Origin of the sequence: Metabacillus niabensis (assembly GCF_020524345.1) — a bacterium.
Lineage (GTDB): Bacteria > Bacillota > Bacilli > Bacillales > Bacillaceae > Metabacillus > Metabacillus niabensis_B.
In genome coordinates this window covers 85,061-102,653 of record NZ_JAIVLH010000010.1, presented here as the reverse complement: position 1 = coordinate 102,653, position 17,593 = coordinate 85,061, and the positions used below count along the sequence as shown (strand labels likewise).

The following is a 17,593-nucleotide window of genomic DNA, read 5'->3' as shown; positions in this document are numbered from 1 at the left end:
AATGAAAAGGAGTGTTTATTTTGCCAATCCAATACCATGACCAAGTGAATTTATTAAAAGATATTTTATCAGATCATCAAAGTGAATGCTGTGGAACAGTTGCAGAATGTGAACAACTTGAACGAGTCATTAAATCGTTGATGGTTAACGGAAATACAAACCAACAAGCGAAATCCTTACTGGAAGATATTTATTCTTACAGTCAAGCTGGTAAAAATTCAACAGCTCTGGATCAGCATATTGAATCACATCAACAACAATTGTCTCAGTGGATTCAAGATATTGACACCTATTCCTAACATGTCATGATCTTTCTCATTATGATGTGAATATGCTCAATCCAATTCTGTTTTTCTTTTTCATTATTTTTCGCAAAGTACCATAAAAATGAAGTAAGTGCTTGTAATAGCACATACCAGTAAATTCTTGTTTTTAAATGTTCATCCAATATAAGTCCATACGATAAAAGCCACTCTCTCCAATCAGCTTCATCAATATACCAATATAACAATATGCCGACATCAATAGCCGGATCGGCAATCATTGCACCATCCCAGTCAATTAAATATAGTTGGTTTTCTTCAGACAAAAGCCAATTATTATGATTGACATCGCAATGACAAACAACTTGTTCATCACATTGTACATTTGGCAGCTGTTTGGTTAATAATTCAAGTGCTTCATTTATGATTGAAAGGTTTATCCCTTCAAAAGCAACTGCTTCCTTTATATCTTCCACAATGGAATTAGGAGTGAGCGGTTGCTTTCCTAAGCGTTTGAGCATATCAAGAAGTTCTTTAGAACGATGAATTTTTCTTAATAGCTCAGCAACATTTTGACCATTCATATCTTTCGGTTTAAGCTCACGGCCAATTCGGTGTTGTGCTGTAATAACATCACCATTTTCCATACGCTTTGTCCATATTAGCTTTGGAACGATGCCTTCAGCAGAAAGAACAGCTAAAAACGGAGAACTGTTTCGCTTTAAGAAAAGCTCCTGCTCGTCATTTGTTGCAAAGTATGCATCTCCTGTTGCTCCTCCAGCAGGTGTAATCTTCCACTCACTACCTAATACTTGTTCCAACCAGTTCACCTTCAATTTCAACCCAACATTTCGTAATATAATTTATCATTTAAGATTAGCATGTTTTTAACGTTTTCCTTTTCAGGTATAAATACAGTCAATACTATGCTCTATTTAATGTTTATTCACATAAAAAGGATAGCTATTAGTAATTATAGAAAAATATTGCACTATAGCCATCCTATTAAATTTTATCCCCTTATGATAAGACTAGTCAAGCAAAACTAAAATCCTAGTTTTTACAAAAAACATACGTTCCTATTTTATCCACCTTGATTTCATTTTTTACTGCAGTTGGTGAATCCAAAAAGATATGTGTTGGACATACAATTTGCATCCATTCCCCACTGCCCGGAAGTATTAAATCATGGGAATAATTTAGTTGAACATGATGTACAACATATATTTCCTCCCAAGGACCAAATTCTCCAATATCTCTCAGGTGATAAGAAAGTAGTTGTTGATTAGTACTAAAGGATAAATGCTTCTCAATATGTTTTTTTGTTGTGAGACGAAAACCACCATGCTGTTTTCTTAGTTTTATTAATCCTTTGATATACTCAATATTATCTTTATAACTTGAGCGGTCGCTCCAGTTAAGACAATTGATATGATCAGGGGAATTATAACTATTCTCCACACCTTTTTTCGTCCGGAAAAACTCCTGACCGGCATGTAGAAAAGGGACTCCCTGTGATAATAAGACAATTCCTGTTGCCAACCTGTGCCTTGCTTGCTTTATCTCCTTTTTCTCTGTTTCAGAAAATAAGAAGAATCGATCCCACATTGTATGATTGTCATGTGATTCAACATAGTTAATGGATTGTTCTGGATTAGCAAATAGTGATGGTGACCCACTAATCAGCAGCTTTGTTTGATCAAATTTATCCATATTTTCGTACACAAACCCAGTGTCATTCAGACTGAATGTGCTTCCTTTAATCACATCACGAAACTGATCATTAAAAAAACTGATAGTGGGAACTTTATGTGCATTTTTAATGATTGTTTTTTGTTCCAATGGTAGAGGAGTATTTAAATCCCAACCTTCTCCAAGCAGAAATGCATCCTGCTTTAATGTTAGAACAGCTGCTTCAACTTGATTCATTGTTTCTATATCATGAATTCCCATTAAGTCAAACCGAAAACCGTCAATATCAAACTCTTTCATCCAATATGTGACACAATCAAGAATAAATTTTCTTACCATATAGCGTTCGGAAGCAAGATCATTTCCCACGCCTGTTCCATTTGAAGGCATTCCATTTTCATCATATCTGAAATAATAACCAGGTAATAATTTTTCAAATGATGAATTTTCTTTTGAATAAACATGATTAAATACAACATCAAGAATGACTCTCAAGCCTTGCTTATGAAGAGATTGTACGACTGATTTTAGTTCAATAATTCTCTTATACGGATCCTCCGGATGTTTTGAATAACTACCTTCGGGAGCAAAAAAATGAAGTGGATTATAGCCCCAATTATAGGAATCTTGCGGTTTTTTTTCATCCACCTCTTCAAAATCATTTACCGGCAAGAGTTCGATATGCGTGACCCCTAATTCCTTCAAATAACTTATTCCTGTAGGATCACCTTGACTGTTATTTGTTTGAGTTTCAAGCCAAGCTTCATATTTTCCCTTATGGACAAGACCGCTATTTTCATGGATAGAGAAATCACGGATATGAGCTTCGTATATAATGGCATCTGTTTTGCTTTTTAAAAGAGGAAGATTATTTTTTTGTACATTTGTTTTTTGTGGATCAATAATTACTCCATATTTTCCATTAATAGAAACTGCCTTAGTATAAGGATCTACTGCTTCATTCCACAATAAATTTATACAGGCAAGATAGGTGTAATAATATCCATCATAATCTCCCTCTAAGGAAATAGACCATGTTCCTTTTTCTTCTCTGGTCATTTGATAGGTTTCAAATACTTGTTCATTTTGAAGATAAAGACGTAGTTTCATATGTGTAGCTGTTGGTGCCCATACTTTCCATTCTGTACGTTCTTTTGAATAATTTGCTCCTAAATCTGATGCAGGATAAGCAAATTTATGATCAAACTCAACGGTTCGTATAACAGAACCTATTTGCAGATCTGTTTCTGTCCCTTGCTCATCGGTAATCATATATGTTTTCCCAAACTGAAACTCAAAAGGAAGTTTACAAATATATTTACTATGTGTTCCAATATCCATTCGATCTATAATGAAAAGGGGTTCAGTCCCTTTGTTTAACCTAAGTGAGAAATTCTTCTTTTCTCCATCCCGATCCTTCGGAATAAGAATTGTCACTTCATCTATTTTATCTAAGAAAGCTTCAAATGGCCTATTAATATTAAGCAAGATGAGCACCCCCAAATGAGAGTTTAAATTTATATGACTAATTCACTATGAGACTTTTTTACAACGACTGTTACCGGGCTTTCACCAATTAGCTCACCGTCGGCCTCAATAGTTTGAACAGCATTCGTAGAAATCGTTATTTTCTCACAAGTGAATTCAGAGAAAGCATTCTGTTTTACACGATGACTCATTTGTTTAAATACAAGAAAGACAACCAGCTGAAAAAGAGAGATATTTTTAATCATTGTTATTGTTAACATTCCATCATTTTCTTTGGCTTTTGGAGCGATTTTAATTCCTGCCCATTGATATGGTTGGTTTGATACAGATAGTAACCAAACATTATCATGCTGTACCATTTCTTGTTTATCAGTCTTCATCATAATAGAAATTGGCTGATAATCCCATAATACCTTTATAAAGCCTGTCATAAACCTGATGCGCCCTAAAATGGGCTTTATTAATTTTTTTTTCAGCAAGTCTTCTTGTTCAATCACCTTTGTTGTGAGACCCATTCCAAGCTTGTTAAAATACTTTCTGTTTACACCTTTTCCTTCAAGTTGGTATTCAACAAGATCTACCTTTTTGACAGGTCTGCTCAACATCTTAAGGATATCATTTATAGCTTTTGATGGGTTAGTGGATAATCTGGAATGAGATCGTTGTGTTGTTCTTCCTGTATAGAGAAAAGCTATTTTTACTTTGGTAAAACCACTTAAACCGTTTACAATTTCATTCATTGTGCCGTTTCCGCCAACACCAATAATTGTTTTTAAATGATAGTCTTGAATGGTGGCAATTTGTCTGGCAAGTACTTCAGCATGTCCATGATAGTCTGTATAAAAAGAACGGAACGATATTTTTTTCTTTTCAAGTTCTTTTTTTACTTTTTTCCACGCCCTTTCACCCCTGCCAAACCCTGAATGTTGATTAATAATAAAGAATAATCCTTTCATCCTTATAACTCCATCTTAATCATAGTTTATGTACTCATTTATGTATGTGTTCATGTCTTATATCCAACGACATCTAAGGAGTGTCATTCCACTCCTTGCGGTAAAAGGAGTTTGTTACGCAGTGTGAAAGAAGTACTTGGGCTCCTTTTAACTGTGTATGTTTTAATGGAGCAGAAGTTTGTCTCAGCCGCTGGAACCACTCATTATATGATCGTTTATCTAAGATTGAAATATCATATGGAACAAAGGGATAGTCGATATATCCATTTCGACTGATTACTATTTTTTTGACAGATAGATCAATGTTGTTTGACGTAATCAGCTTTTGAACAATCGTACCTGTCCGATTTAAGCTATGCAGCGGATTAAGGATTTTTTTTTGATCCTCACCTTTACGAGCAAGCCAAAAATTTCCTTTTGAGCCTATAAAAACTGTATCGTTTTGTTGTTCAACAATCGTGATACAGTATATCTCTGTTGTACCAATTAAAATGATGTCTAATTCTACCGGTGCATTTTTCAATTTAAAAACCGGTCGATAAAGGAGCAAATAATGATCCGGGAGTCGTTTAGCAAAATATTGTAATAATTGATCTCGATATATTGCTAAATCTACAGACGATTTCTCGCGTATTGTTGAACTTGCCCAACGAACTTGAAATCGAAAAATATAATCTAAAAATAAGTGTTTTAAATCTTCCTCTGTCCTAGGAACGGTTGTAAATGCAAATTGTAATTCATCATCATCCAAAACAGCATCCCTAATTAATGGCTTAGCTTCCTTTGGTGGCTCTTCATGCTTCGACAATCGATTTTTAATTTTTTTAATGAATCTTCCCTTCGGTTCTTCCACAGTATTATTTGGTTGTTCACTTACCTTCATGACAGTGTGAAACATGTTATGTTCCCATGCATTTGAAACCTTGTTCCATTGTTGACGTTTTAACCGAATAAACTGACTAGGATACCGATAAGCATCTATTTCATAGCGTGAAATATAGTCATAAAGTTTAATAATTTGCGCCAAATGCTTTCCAACTCCTCTTAAGACATGACCTAAAAAATAATAGAAATAATGATCGGACAAAAGATGCTGGTCATGATCGCACTTAATGTCATAGATATTGAGCTAATTGCTCCTTCCAAACTACCTATTTCTAAAGCTTTTGCTGTACCGATCCCATGTGATGCGGTCCCAAATCCAATTCCTTTTGCTATTGGGTGTTTCACTTTAAAGAGGTTCATGCCAAAATGTCCAAACATTGCACCAGAAATCCCCGCTATCATCACATACACTGCGGTCAGTGTTGGCGTTCCGCCACTAAGCTCACTAATATCCATTGCTATTGGTGTGGTAACTGATTTTGGTGCTATCGAAAGGAGCAGATTCTGATCTAATTGAAAAATAACCCCTAATGCCAGTCCACTGGAAATGCCGATAATAGCCCCGATACAAACACTGAAAACGATAGTAAAAAAATATTTTTTTAACATCTCACGGTGATCAAATAATGGAATGGCTAATGCCACTACAGCAGGTCCTAAAAGCTTTGCAATCCATTCTCCTCCGCTCATATATGTTTGATAAGAAATATTAAAAAGCAATAAAAAGCAAACAATGAGCAGACTGGTTGTAAATATCGGAACTAAAACAGGATATGAAAAACGTTGGTAAAATTTTTTCATTAAGAAAAAAACGAGAACTGTTAGAAAAATAAATCCGACAGCATTAATGATCAAACTCATAAATGTAACTCCTTATTGTTTAAGAGCCTCTTCTCATTATTCAACAACTTTTCACTTATGATTGATGAAGCAATGAAAACAACCATTGTACTGACAAAAGAGATGAGCAAGCTGAGGAATCCATAGCCACTAAATAATTCAAGATAATCAATGATCCCTACGGTAGCAGGAACAAAGAGAAGTGGAAGATTGTTTAAAAGAAATTTACTTCCCAAAGAAATCCATTCCCGTCTAATAACCTTAAAGATTAGCGCTAAAAACAATATGATCATTCCAATAATACTTCCTGGTATTGGCATGTGGGTAATCAGTTGAATCCATTCACCTATAAAAAAGATTAAATATAAAAGTGCCATTTGTAGAATAAAATAAACATATTTCAACATCTACCTCTCTCCCCCAAAAAAAGCAGTTTAAAGGATAACTTATTTCCGTTCTAAAGGAAAGATATTAATTGCTTCATATTTAGGAATTTGATCAAGGTTTGTTTGATATAAATAAATCGACGATACAACGCTTGGGGATGGTTGATCATTAAACACTTGGTCCAACCTTGCAAATTTTATAAAGGGATGGACAGAATTCCATTTTCTAGCCAGTGTGATATGAGGACGAAATGGTTTACGGTCAAGTTGAAACCCTGTTTCTTCACATGCTTTTACTATAACTGTTTGCAAATGATTTAGTGATTCAGAATGCTCTACACTTGCCCAAAGGATTCTTGGTGATTCTGCTTTACCAAAAACATCAATCCCCTTTAGCGAAATCTCAAACTGAAAATCATTTTTCAATGTTTCATTGACACTTTTTGTTAACTCGATTAATTTGCTATGTTGTTGAATATCTCCTAAAAAAGCAAGGGTAATATGATAATCTTCAGGATGAACCCATGACTTGAAAGGTAGAGATGATTTATGATTTTGTATCCAGTTTAGAAGAATCATTCTTTGCTTTTCTTCAATAGGTACCGCGAGAAAATAATGTTTCTTCATTGTAGCCCTCCAAGAAGATTCGTTATGCACGAAAGGTTGTGATTTCATATTTGCCACCGATTCAGATTGAGTTTATTTCTTTATTCTATCCCACAATGTCTCCTATTAAAAGGATATAGTTTAATCATTTCATATAAGCTATTGTGACATTTTTTTAAGTTACGTTATAATTTTATCAATCCTCTTTACCATTAAATCACAAACACATAACTTAGATACGACCGAAAGGAAAGTGATTGACGTGAAAGTTGTTCAAAATATGTCTGAGCTTATAGGGAATACCCCATTAGTAAAATTAAATAAAGTGAATCCAAAGGGAGGGGCATCCATTTATTTAAAGTTGGAGTTTTTCAATCCAAGTGGAAGTGTAAAGGATCGGGCTGCTTTCAATATGATTGTAGAGGCTGAACGTAAAGGGTTATTAAAACCTAACTCAACCATTATTGAACCAACCAGTGGCAATACAGGAATTGGAATTGCTATGAACGCAGCAGCACGTGGATATAAAGCTATACTTGTCATGCCAGATACAATGACTAAGGAGAGAATTAATTTATTAAAAGCTTATGGAGCAGAGGTTGTCTTAACACCCGGCGCCGAAAGAATGCCCGGTTCAATTAAAAAAGCGGAACAATTAGCAAAGGAAATACCAAATTCTTTTATACCGATGCAATTCGATAACCCTGCTAACCCAGATGCACATAGATATACAACAGCAAGAGAAATTATAGAAGCAATGGACGAGATTGGAAAGCCGCTTTCAGCATTTGTTGCAACAGCAGGAACCGGCGGAACGATTACAGGCACAGGTGAAGCACTAAAGGAACATTATAAAAATTTAACGGTTCATGTAGTTGAACCAGCAGGATCCCCGGTCCTTTCTGGAGGAAAACCCGGAAATCATAAATTAGTTGGGACAAGCCCCGGTTTTATCCCGCCTATTTTAAATCAACAGGTTTATGATGAAATATTTAAAATTGAAGATACACAAGCATACGATATCACTAGAAGACTGGCAAGTGAGGAAGGTTTATTAGTCGGTCCATCATCAGGTGCAGCTTGCTTTGCAGCGATTGAGGTTGCCAAGCGCTTAACTCCTGAGGATGTTGTCGTTTGTATTACATGTGATACAGGCGAACGTTATTTATCCAGTGATGTGTTTGTTTAATTAAATTTCCAAGAAAAAAGATGATCGTAAAATCATCTTTTTTCTTTCTGTTATTTTGCTAATTCATAAATAGCTTGAGCATAAATCGCTGTTGCTTTTAAAAGATCTTCAATTTCAATGTATTCATCCTTTTGATGGGCGACATCCGGTCGTCCCGGGAATAACGGTCCAAAAGCAACTCCTGCCTCTAATGACCTTGCATATGTTCCTCCGCCTATTGCAATTAATTCAGCGTGATCACCTGTTTGCTCTTCATATACTTTTTGGAGAGATTGGATGAGTGGATGATTTTTTTCAACATGATGAGGCTTAGAATCATCAAATGACTGCAGCTCAAAACCATTTATCTGTGACATTTTTACTTTTATTTGTTCAGAATTACCTGTTACCGGATAACGAATATTAATTCCGATTTGTCCAAGTCTTTCTTCCTGATAAGAGATGATTCCAACATTTAACGTTAGCTCTCCACTAATCTCATCTTTAAACGCTATGTTTAGTTTGTTTCCTCGAGTGTCACCTTCAAATTTATCCATAATCGTGTTCACAAAATGATGTGCATTTTGATTAAGTTCTAACTTATGTAAAAATGCTGCTAATATAATTCCTGCGTTTTTCCCATTATTCGGTTCCATTGCATGAGCAGAAACACCTTCAACTGAAAGTTTCAATGAGTCAACTTCAAGATGATGTTGCCCTTTCACTTCATTGTCTCTTAGAAATTCGGCAAATAACGTTTCAACCTTCGCCAAATTCTCTTTCCCTTTTAATACTGCTTCCGCATAATCAGGAACCATATTATATCTTCTTCCGGACTGAAAAGATCCCAGAGTTAATTCAGTTCGCTGTTCTGTTTCAACTTGTTGTTGTTTTATTGTTAAATCAATAATACCCTTTTCAGCGTGGATTATAGGGAAGTCTGCATCAGGGGCAAATCCAAGCTCAGGCATTTTTTCATGTTTAAAATAATGATCAACACAACGCCATTCACTTTCTTCATCTGTTCCAATAATCATACGGACATTCTTCGTTAATGGTAAGTTAAGTTCCTTCACTATTTTCATTGCATAGAAGGCTGCTATTGTCGGTCCTTTATCATCCATTGCTCCTCTTGCAAAAATTTTACCGTCACGGATTTCTGCCTGATATGGATCACTTGTCCATCCATCTCCTTCAGGTACTACATCTACATGACATAATATCCCGACAATTTCTTCTGAAGTACCTGATAATTCAATATGCCCAGCATATCCATCCACATTCTTCACTGTGAATCCTGATGCTTCACCAAGTTCGAGCAAATGCAAGAAAGCTTCGTTAATTCCATCACCAAATGGAGCTTCTGCTGATTTTGTTTCTTCTTCAAGTACGCTTTTTATTCTCAGAAATGCTTGTGTATCTTTTATGAGATCATCTTTTCGTTTTTCTACTTCTTTCTTCCAATCCATTTGTAAACCTCCTGCAAATTATATAAATGTTCTACTAACATACTAACATGTGTGTACACTCCTAGGTGAATAAAACCATCTCATCAGTAGTTTCTATCTATTTTCACTTAAATATCATAGAAATGCAAAAAGAAGAGAAAACTATTGCAATATAGACAAAAAACGAATAATATATAAGATGTTTTGAAAAATGTTCGTAAACCCGGAGGTACATATGTTTAAGTTATCAGAAAACAAAACGAACGCACGAACTGAGATTATTGCAGGAATTACTACTTTTTTAACAATGGTTTATATTGTTGTTGTCAACCCGATTGTATTGGCAGATGCCGGAGTTCCTTTTGACCAAGTCTTTACAGCAACAATTATTGCAACGATTGTCGGAACTTTATGGATGGCCTTATCTGCAAATTACCCAATCGCTATTGCTCCCGGAATGGGATTAAATGCATACTTTGCTTATTCTGTCGTAGGTGCTAATGAAAACATTACATACACGACTGCATTTTCAGCTGTTTTTGTGGCAGGTATTATCTTTGTCATCTTGTCTTTAACACCATTTCGCAAAAAACTGATTGAAGCAATCCCTAGTAATTTAAAACACGGAATTACAGCTGGTATCGGTCTTTTTATTGCCTTTATCGGACTGCGTTTAACTGGTATTGTTACGTCAGATCCTAACAATTTAGTTGCATTAGGAGACCTACACTCACCGCCTGTTGTTTTAGCTTTAATCGGACTTGCTGTTACATTAGTCTTGATGAGTTTAAATGTTCATGGAGCATTGTTTATTGGTATGGTCATCACAGCAGTCATTGCTTTCTTTACCGGCCAGCTTTCCTTTGAACAAGGCTTTGTCTCATTCCCTAGCTTACCGGAAGGACTTATTGTCACAAATCCTTTTACAGCTTTAACAGATGTGATCTCACATGGTTTATATGCTGTTGTTTTTTCTTTCTTACTCGTAACAATATTTGATACGACAGGGACAATGATTGGGGTGGCCCAACAAGCCGGTTTAATGAAGGGGAATGAGCTTCCTCGTGCAAGAACCGCTCTTTTAGCTGATTCAGCTGCCACTACAGTTGGAGCTATGTTCGGAACAAGCCCTACTAGCGCGTATATTGAATCATCTTCAGGAGTTGCAGCAGGAGGTCGTACTGGTTTAACAACCTTAACAGTATCCATCTTGTTTGGACTTACCCTTTTCTTTAGCCCTTTAATTGGAGCTGTGTCTAATCTCTCGGCTATTACAGCCCCTGCTTTAATCATTGTTGGGAGCTTAATGATGGGAGCAATCTCAGAAATCAATTGGAAAGAGCTTGATGAAGCATTTCCTGCATTCCTGGTCGTATTAAGCATGCCGCTGACTTCCAGTATTGCAACAGGTATTGCCCTTGGATTCATTTCATATCCTTTAATGAAAATAGCTAAAGGAAAATGGAAAGAAGTTCATATATTTGTCTATATCTTTGCGGTTTTATTTTTTATCCAACTCGCTTTTATTGGGGGACATTAAGAAGTTAGAAAAACACGACTTTCCACCAAGAGTGGCGGAAGTCGATGTCTTTTCTTAGACTTTAATCCCTCTAATACAGGTAAACTTTCTTAAAGTATAAAATTAGGGCCAGATCGTATTATCCGATCTGGCCCTTTCCTTTTTAGAAAAAATTACTGTTTTGTTAAAATAAATGGTCCTTCTTTCGTAATCGCAATTGTATGCTCATATTGTGCAGAGAGTTTTCCATCTATTGTTCTCGCAGTCCAGCCGTTACTGTCCATCTTGGATTTCCATGCTCCGATGTTTACCATTGGTTCTATTGTTATGACCATACCTTCTTTAAGCCTTTGCCCTTTATTAGCGTCTCCATAGTGGAGGATTGTTGGCGGTTCGTGAATAGTTCTTCCAATTCCATGACCGGTAAAGTCTCTTACAACCGAAAAACCTTCTGCTTCAACGAACGATTGAATCGCATATCCAATATCACCCAGGCGATTTCCTATAACGGATTGTTCGATCCCTTTACTTAAAGCTTCTTCTGTTACTAGCAGTAGCCTCTTTGCTTCAGGCGATATGTCGCCAACTGCATATGACCATGCAGAGTCTGCCAGTGCACCGTTAAGATTAACAACCATATCAATGGTCACAATATCTCCGCTCTTTAAAGGAGTTTTTCTCGGAAAGCCATGACATATTTCATCGTTTATGGATGCACATGTTGCATATTCATAACCTTTGTACCCTTTTTGCTCTGGAGTGGCTCCATGCTTGTTTAAGTAGTTTTCAACAAAAACATCGATTTCCAACGTTGTTATACCCGGCTTTATCAACTTCGCAATTTCTTTGTGACAATCTGCTAATAGCTGACCAGCTTTATGCATTAGTTCAATTTCACGTTTACTCTTTAAAATAATCAATACATATTCCCTCCGATAGTTCCATTCCTTACATTGTATACAAATATATACTATTTAGTATGTAAACAAATAAACTTTTTGTCTATAGAATTATAGCCTAGCACACCTTGATGACAATTACGAAGAAAGAGACTAGAAAAACATAATGGAAATGGTGGTAGATAAGCATGTTACAAGAAACACAACAACCAAAGCGGGATAGACGAATCGATTTTCACATTTTTTCTTAGCTTTAAACATATAATCTGCTTTGCCATAATCAATTGACAGGTATGGATTTTGTTTTACTAATTCTTGAAATAACATCCCAATCCACATACTAAAGAAAAAGAAAAATGCGATAAATACCAGCCATTTAAACCAAATTGGTACAGAAAAAATAATTACTGTTGTAACAGAGAGAAATTGCAGATAACTAAATATATTCGATTTATCACGTAGGAAAGCTTTTATAAAAAGCTCAGTAACGCCATTTTCCGGTGAACGCTCCTGAAGTATTCTAGCAGAATTTCTCCATAATACCCAAGAACGTTTCTTCTGTTTCTTTATTTTTGGCATATAAACTTCAGGGTTAATAGCAAAAAATAAGGAGATATATTTAACCTTAATTCGCTGTTCTTTCTCAACATCAGCATAGAAAGTTCCTAGTTGAGATTGATAGGTTTTCACTTGCCATATGGCATATATAATAAAAATAAATGAAATAATGGTGATTGACCAGTTTAATGGGTTGTATATAGTGAAATAGACCAATACAGAAATCAAGCTAAAAACGATGCAATGGATAAGAATTCTTTTCAAAAATCCATAACGATGAATGATTTGTTTATATGTTGTAAGAAGTACGTTTAAACATAAAAAGAATATCACGTATAAATAAAAATGAACTGCATCTAACTCCGGGAAATGATTAAGTAAAGGATATAACCATAAAGAGATCATTATCCATTTTCCTATAAGCAAGCCCCACGAATAAATTACACCTATATATCTTATTGTATAAATGATTTTAGGAAACTGAAGGAGAGCAAGTTGATCTGCCTCTTCCATAAACGTTCGAATTCCCCCTTGCCAGCTAAAGAGAAAACAAATCAGAAAAAATAGCTCGTATGGAAAAGGAGAAAGCCAACTCGGCATGGAAACCCACCAGGATTTATAGGCAATTCCAGCTAGTATTAACGCCGGAATGAATAGATATACAATGACGGTCCAGTCGAAAACAGACCTTAAAATATTTAATTGATAAAGCCCATCTCGCTTGGCACGTAACCACCATAACTTGACACCGCTCATCTTAAAGACCTTCTTCGATTTGATAAAAGCAATCTAATAATGATCCATTCTCTAAACCTGTCTTTTCTCTTATATCTTCAACAGTCCCTCTAGCAACAATTTTCCCTTCTGATACAAGCAAAAAACGATCACAAATTTTTTCAGCCGTATCAAGAACATGTGTACACATTAATACACCTGCACCTCGTTTTCTTTCTTCTTCTATAATCATTAAAAACTTCTTAATCGCACTTGGATCAAGGCCGATAAAAGGTTCATCTACAATATAAAAATCAGGCCTTAGAATCAATGCTTGGATGATCATTACTTTCTGCTGCATCCCTTTAGAAAAAGTAGCAGGCATCTCATGTTTTACCTTTTCCATTTTAAATGTTTTCAAATATGTATGAGCACGTTCATTTAATACATCATCATCTATCTTATTGATAGAAGCGATTAAATCAAGATGTTCCCATAATGTCAAATGATCATAAAAAATCGGTTTTTCCGGTATATAAGCATATACGCTTTGCTCTTGCTTTGTTACTGTCCCTTTTACATATTCCATAACACCTAGTAATGTCTTAATGGTTGTACTCTTTCCAGCACCATTTGGTCCGATTAGTCCAATCATTTCACCATTGTTAAGGATAAATTCAATATCTTTAATCACCGGTGCCTTTTCGTCATAACCAGCTTCTTCAATCTTCACAGTCAAGATACTCATCTGCTTTTCCTCCTTAATTTATATACGAAAATGACATAAAAAGGATTCAAAAAACTTGAAGTTTTTTCATTTTATTGTCATACTATTCAGAACAATAATCATATAGATTTAGTGTGTTAAGTACGCGCGTGCAAGCTTTTCAACATACTAATATGTAAATATTGTGTAAATTGAATCTTTTCTATGGATTATTTCTGTCGAAATCGTGTAAAATATTGTTGTAACGTTTAACCGCAAAAACTAAATATGTATGAAGTGACATCTGAAGTTGCAGTCATCGAAAGGTTGTAGTAGGCATAGCCAGTGCGATCAAACGATAAGGAGTGGTTTTTTGAAACCTTCAACAAACCGTATGCTAACCAGAATTAAATCAGTCTACATGTTTATAAATGAGCGGGGAACTGTGACGACACAGCAACTCGTTGATGAATTTGGAATTACACCCAGAACAATACAGCGGGACTTAAATGTGTTAGCATATAACGATTTGGTTCACAGCCCAACAAGAGGTAAATGGGCCACTACAAAGAAAAAGGTTAAGATGTCTTCTTAAATTTTAGTGTGAAAATTAGATCCCTATACATATAAAGGAACCTTTCTGTTAAAAGGTTCCTCTTTTTTTGCTAACTATAGTTCTACAGGTTTAGCCTCTCTTAGTATCTGAACCTCTTCCTCAGTTAGATCTCTATATTCACCTGTTTTTAATTCTTCTTCATCCAGAACAATTGGCCCCATCGAAATTCTTTTAAGATACGTAACTTTTTTCCCTACTGATTCAAACATTCTTTTTACTTGATGGAATTTCCCTTCTGTGATTGTCACATGGATGGTCGATTGATTTCCAGACGATATAATCTCAAGGTTAGCTGGCTTCGTTACATACCCGTCATCTAATTCTACACCCCTTTTAAATGCAGCGATATCATCATTTGTTACTTCACCAAGAATTACAGCGTAATAGGTTTTCGGAACATGTTTTTTCGGTGAAAGAAGTTGATGAGAGAGTTGTCCATCATTCGTTAATAAGAGTAATCCTTCTGTATCTTTATCAAGTCGGCCGACTGGAAATGGTTGAAGGGCAGCATCCTCCATTTCTAGTAGGTCAATGACTGTTTCTTGGTATTCATCTTCTGTTGCTGATAAATAGCCTGCAGGTTTATTCATGAGTAAATAAACAAACTCTTTGTACTCAACAACCTCTTCATTTACCATAACCTCTTGTTTGTCAGGGTCAACATGTGTTTTTGGGTCTTTTACAGGCTGTCCATCTATTTTTACGATTCCTTTTTTGAGTAATTGCTTTACTTCTTTTCGACTCCCAAAGCCTATGTTAGATAACAGTTTGTCAATTCTCATGTTTTAAACTCCTTTTTGATTTAGACTGTGTTTACTAAAACTATGTCGTTTCTAGACAGTTAAACAAAGTACATACGTCCATTAAGCTATCTGTTTAAAAATAGTTTTCAAAGTACTTTTTCACAAATATATCCTTATTTAAAAAGACTCGGTTATACCGAGTCTTTTCCCCATACCTTGTTGATTCTAATTGAATGTCCATTAATAATCTAGGTTTATTTCCTTTACAGGTACTCGCTTTCTATGGAGTTATCTATTCAACAGATCTCCTTTTCGGTAAGAAACGATTAAGTCGGTTGCCCATTATTTTTTCCAGGAGGTGTGAACGGTATGCTAAGTATATATAAATTGCTCCTCCAATTGCTACTGAAACACACGTGACAATTACCGCATTCGTTCTTCCATCAGCATAGTTGATAAAAATGCCTAATAAGGATTGCATAACCGAAACAGCTAACCCCATAAACATACATAACATAGAGATCAGAACGGTTCTTTTTACTAACAGCCTAAATGAATATCCAGAATGGCGTTTAATCATCGCAAACCCGTAAATCAATGAAACTAGATATCCTGCAGCTGTTGCCAGGATGGATCCTACTCCTTCGTATAGCTCGATTAATGTTGTATTTAAAGCTAACTTCACAATAATTCCAATAACTAAACTAATGACAGCAAGTTTTTGTTTATTTAATCCTTGCAGAATCGCAGCATTAACTGTAAAAAGTGAAAACAGCAAGGCTACTGGTGCGTACCACAATAAGATCTGCTTCCCAATTTCTTCTGAAGTACCTGCATAAAACACATTGTAAGCGGGTCCTGCTAAGATAGAAAGGCCTACAACCGCAGGTAAAACAAGCAGCATAATTAATTGCAAAGTTTGATCAATTTGCTTATGTAGAAGTGCACGGTTATTATTCGTAAAAGACTCTGTAATCGTTGGAATTAACGTTAATCCAAAAGCGGTAGCCAATGAAACAGGTATCATGACAAGTTTTGGTACATACAAAAGCAGGACAGAATACATATCCATTGTATATGATTGGTCATTTCCGACATGTAGCATTGCCCTGTTAAACGTAACAGTATCAATATAATTATAAATCGGAATAGCCAGGCCTACAAAAACAAACGGACCTGCATATCTAAATACCTCTTTAAACATTTTCCCTAAAGGCATAGATACGGTCTCCACCACATTTTCTTTCATGGCTAAAAGTGTATGTTTCCGACGAATCCAGTAAATAAACAGAACGATTAATCCACCAATTGCGCCAACAAAAGCTGCAAAAGTCGCATAGCCAACCGCTAAAACAAGTCCGCCTTTTAGCACATTTATTATTAAGTATGTTGAAGCTAAAAGAAACACGATCCTAACTAATTGTTCCACAACCTGTGATACAGCTGTTGGCCCCATTGACTGATGTCCTTGAAAGAATCCTCTAATTAAACTCATTAAAGGAACAACAATAAGAGCGATACTTACCATCCGAATCACAAGTGTTGCATCCTCAACTGTGATTCCGTTAAGCTCGTTTTCAGCAAGAGACATGATCGCAAATTGAGGTGCAAGCATATACAAAATGGCAAAAGCAATAAACCCTGTTGCAAGCATGACGAAAATACCTGCTTTGAACATTCTCCTGCTTGTTTCATAGTCACCAACTGCATTATATTTCGATACAAATTTGGAAACAGCCGCTGGAAATCCGGCTGTCGCTATACTAAGGAAAATTGTGTACTGGGCATACCCAGTTTGAAATAATCCCCCACCATTTGTTCCGACCATCGCCGCAAATGGAATTAAATAAATCATTCCCAATATTCTTGATATATAGGTTCCTAATGTTAAGACAAAGGTACCTCTTAATAATTTATTTGACATATTTTCTTATTCACCATTCTTCTCTATGAAGATTCAACTTTTCTATTTTACCATAAACCTTCTTGTATACCATATCATTGTATGGTTTCATAACTTCTCTACAAAAAGTAACGTATCTTGTTTTTACTTTCTAGAGCTTTAGCTATAATATTAAAGCAGACGAAGAAATAAAGGTGTGAAAA

The 17,593-nt window shown here is 35.6% G+C and carries 17 protein-coding genes; 4 read left to right on the top strand and 13 right to left on the bottom strand.

Going from position 1 to position 17,593, the window contains the following annotated elements:
* Window positions 1-20 precede the first annotated feature (20 nt).
* Complete coding sequence (locus tag LC095_RS12565) at window positions 21-299, top strand: YtzH-like family protein (RefSeq protein ID WP_226528475.1); 279 nt, start codon at window positions 21-23, stop codon at window positions 297-299.
* Here LC095_RS12565 and LC095_RS12560 read toward each other — a convergent pair.
* The 7 genes from LC095_RS12560 to thpR form a co-directional block, all read right to left on the bottom strand.
* The gene (locus LC095_RS12560; RefSeq protein ID WP_226528474.1) at window positions 296-1,093 is read right to left on the bottom strand and encodes a phosphotransferase family protein; all 798 of its coding nucleotides are present in this window, start codon (window positions 1,091-1,093) and stop codon (window positions 296-298) included. The genes LC095_RS12565 and LC095_RS12560 overlap by 4 nt on opposite strands.
* A 223-nt stretch (window positions 1,094-1,316) precedes the next feature.
* A complete protein-coding gene (pulA, locus tag LC095_RS12555; protein ID WP_226528473.1) occupies window positions 1,317-3,443 on the bottom strand; it encodes a type I pullulanase in 2,127 nt (708 codons plus the stop codon).
* Between the two features lie 29 nt (window positions 3,444-3,472).
* Window positions 3,473-4,399 carry a diacylglycerol/lipid kinase family protein gene (locus LC095_RS12550; RefSeq protein ID WP_226528472.1) on the bottom strand — a complete coding sequence of 309 codons (927 nt, stop codon included), beginning with the start codon at window positions 4,397-4,399 and terminating at the stop codon, window positions 3,473-3,475.
* A 73-nt stretch (window positions 4,400-4,472) separates the two neighbouring features.
* A complete protein-coding gene (locus tag LC095_RS12545) occupies window positions 4,473-5,426 on the bottom strand; it encodes a nuclease-related domain-containing protein (RefSeq protein ID WP_226528471.1) in 954 nt (317 codons plus the stop codon).
* A gap of 29 nt (window positions 5,427-5,455) precedes the next feature.
* The gene (locus LC095_RS12540; RefSeq protein ID WP_226528470.1) at window positions 5,456-6,145 is read right to left on the bottom strand and encodes an LrgB family protein; all 690 of its coding nucleotides are present in this window, start codon (window positions 6,143-6,145) and stop codon (window positions 5,456-5,458) included.
* Complete coding sequence (locus tag LC095_RS12535; protein WP_226528469.1) at window positions 6,142-6,531, bottom strand: CidA/LrgA family protein; 390 nt, start codon at window positions 6,529-6,531, stop codon at window positions 6,142-6,144. Before LC095_RS12535 ends, LC095_RS12540 begins: the two co-directional genes overlap by 4 nt.
* 39 nt (window positions 6,532-6,570) lie before the next feature.
* Window positions 6,571-7,137, bottom strand: coding sequence for an RNA 2',3'-cyclic phosphodiesterase (gene thpR, locus LC095_RS12530; protein WP_226528468.1), 567 nt, complete (start codon window positions 7,135-7,137; stop codon window positions 6,571-6,573).
* 259 nt (window positions 7,138-7,396) lie between these two features.
* Here thpR and cysK point away from each other — a divergent pair, with 259 nt between their 5' ends.
* Complete coding sequence (gene cysK / locus LC095_RS12525; RefSeq protein ID WP_226528467.1) at window positions 7,397-8,305, top strand: cysteine synthase A; 909 nt, start codon at window positions 7,397-7,399, stop codon at window positions 8,303-8,305.
* Window positions 8,306-8,355: 50 nt separating this feature from the next.
* Here cysK and pepV read toward each other — a convergent pair whose 3' ends face one another.
* Window positions 8,356-9,753 (bottom strand): dipeptidase PepV, encoded by a 1,398-nt coding sequence (pepV, locus tag LC095_RS12520; RefSeq protein WP_226528466.1) that lies wholly within the window; start codon window positions 9,751-9,753, stop codon window positions 8,356-8,358.
* Between the two features lie 214 nt (window positions 9,754-9,967).
* Between pepV and LC095_RS12515 the strand changes: the two genes are divergently transcribed.
* Entirely contained in the window at window positions 9,968-11,272 is a 1,305-nt protein-coding gene (locus tag LC095_RS12515) for an NCS2 family permease (protein ID WP_226528465.1), read from the top strand.
* Between the two features lie 152 nt (window positions 11,273-11,424).
* On the opposite strand, the gene map is transcribed toward LC095_RS12515, so the two are convergent.
* The 3 genes from map to LC095_RS12500 all read right to left on the bottom strand — a co-directional run bounded on the left by map (window position 11,425) and on the right by LC095_RS12500 (window position 14,170).
* Entirely contained in the window at window positions 11,425-12,171 is a 747-nt protein-coding gene (gene map, locus LC095_RS12510; RefSeq protein WP_226528464.1) for a type I methionyl aminopeptidase, read from the bottom strand.
* A 132-nt stretch (window positions 12,172-12,303) separates the two neighbouring features.
* On the bottom strand, window positions 12,304-13,464 hold the full coding sequence (locus LC095_RS12505; RefSeq protein WP_226528463.1) for an ABC transporter permease: 1,161 nt from the start codon (window positions 13,462-13,464) through the stop codon (window positions 12,304-12,306).
* A gap of 1 nt (window position 13,465) precedes the next feature.
* A complete protein-coding gene (locus tag LC095_RS12500; protein ID WP_226528462.1) occupies window positions 13,466-14,170 on the bottom strand; it encodes an ABC transporter ATP-binding protein in 705 nt (234 codons plus the stop codon).
* Window positions 14,171-14,501: 331 nt separating this feature from the next.
* On the opposite strand from LC095_RS12500, the gene LC095_RS12495 reads away from it, so the two are divergent.
* A complete protein-coding gene (locus LC095_RS12495; RefSeq protein ID WP_046590011.1) occupies window positions 14,502-14,723 on the top strand; it encodes a DeoR family transcriptional regulator in 222 nt (73 codons plus the stop codon).
* Between the two features lie 74 nt (window positions 14,724-14,797).
* Here the strand turns inward: LC095_RS12495 and LC095_RS12490 are convergent, their stop codons facing one another.
* Window positions 14,798-15,526 (bottom strand): pseudouridine synthase, encoded by a 729-nt coding sequence (locus tag LC095_RS12490; protein ID WP_226528461.1) that lies wholly within the window; start codon window positions 15,524-15,526, stop codon window positions 14,798-14,800.
* 253 nt (window positions 15,527-15,779) lie between these two features.
* A complete protein-coding gene (locus LC095_RS12485) occupies window positions 15,780-17,411 on the bottom strand; it encodes a polysaccharide biosynthesis protein (RefSeq protein ID WP_226528460.1) in 1,632 nt (543 codons plus the stop codon).
* Window positions 17,412-17,593 lie beyond the last annotated feature (182 nt).

Coding starts and splice junctions, on each gene's coding strand:
- LC095_RS12550 (WP_226528472.1), bottom strand. CDS start 4,399: ATGAAAGGATTATTCTTTATTATTAATCAACATTCAGGGTTTGGCAGG.
- LC095_RS12540 (WP_226528470.1), bottom strand. CDS start 6,145: ATGAGTTTGATCATTAATGCTGTCGGATTTATTTTTCTAACAGTTCTC.
- LC095_RS12535 (WP_226528469.1), bottom strand. CDS start 6,531: ATGTTGAAATATGTTTATTTTATTCTACAAATGGCACTTTTATATTTA.
- thpR (WP_226528468.1), bottom strand. CDS start 7,137: ATGAAGAAACATTATTTTCTCGCGGTACCTATTGAAGAAAAGCAAAGA.
- cysK (WP_226528467.1), top strand. CDS start 7,397: ATGTCTGAGCTTATAGGGAATACCCCATTAGTAAAATTAAATAAAGTG.
- pepV (WP_226528466.1), bottom strand. CDS start 9,753: ATGGATTGGAAGAAAGAAGTAGAAAAACGAAAAGATGATCTCATAAAA.
- LC095_RS12515 (WP_226528465.1), top strand. CDS start 9,968: ATGTTTAAGTTATCAGAAAACAAAACGAACGCACGAACTGAGATTATT.
- LC095_RS12505 (WP_226528463.1), bottom strand. CDS start 13,464: ATGAGCGGTGTCAAGTTATGGTGGTTACGTGCCAAGCGAGATGGGCTT.
- LC095_RS12500 (WP_226528462.1), bottom strand. CDS start 14,170: ATGAGTATCTTGACTGTGAAGATTGAAGAAGCTGGTTATGACGAAAAG.
- LC095_RS12490 (WP_226528461.1), bottom strand. CDS start 15,526: ATGAGAATTGACAAACTGTTATCTAACATAGGCTTTGGGAGTCGAAAA.
- LC095_RS12485 (WP_226528460.1), bottom strand. CDS start 17,411: ATGTCAAATAAATTATTAAGAGGTACCTTTGTCTTAACATTAGGAACC.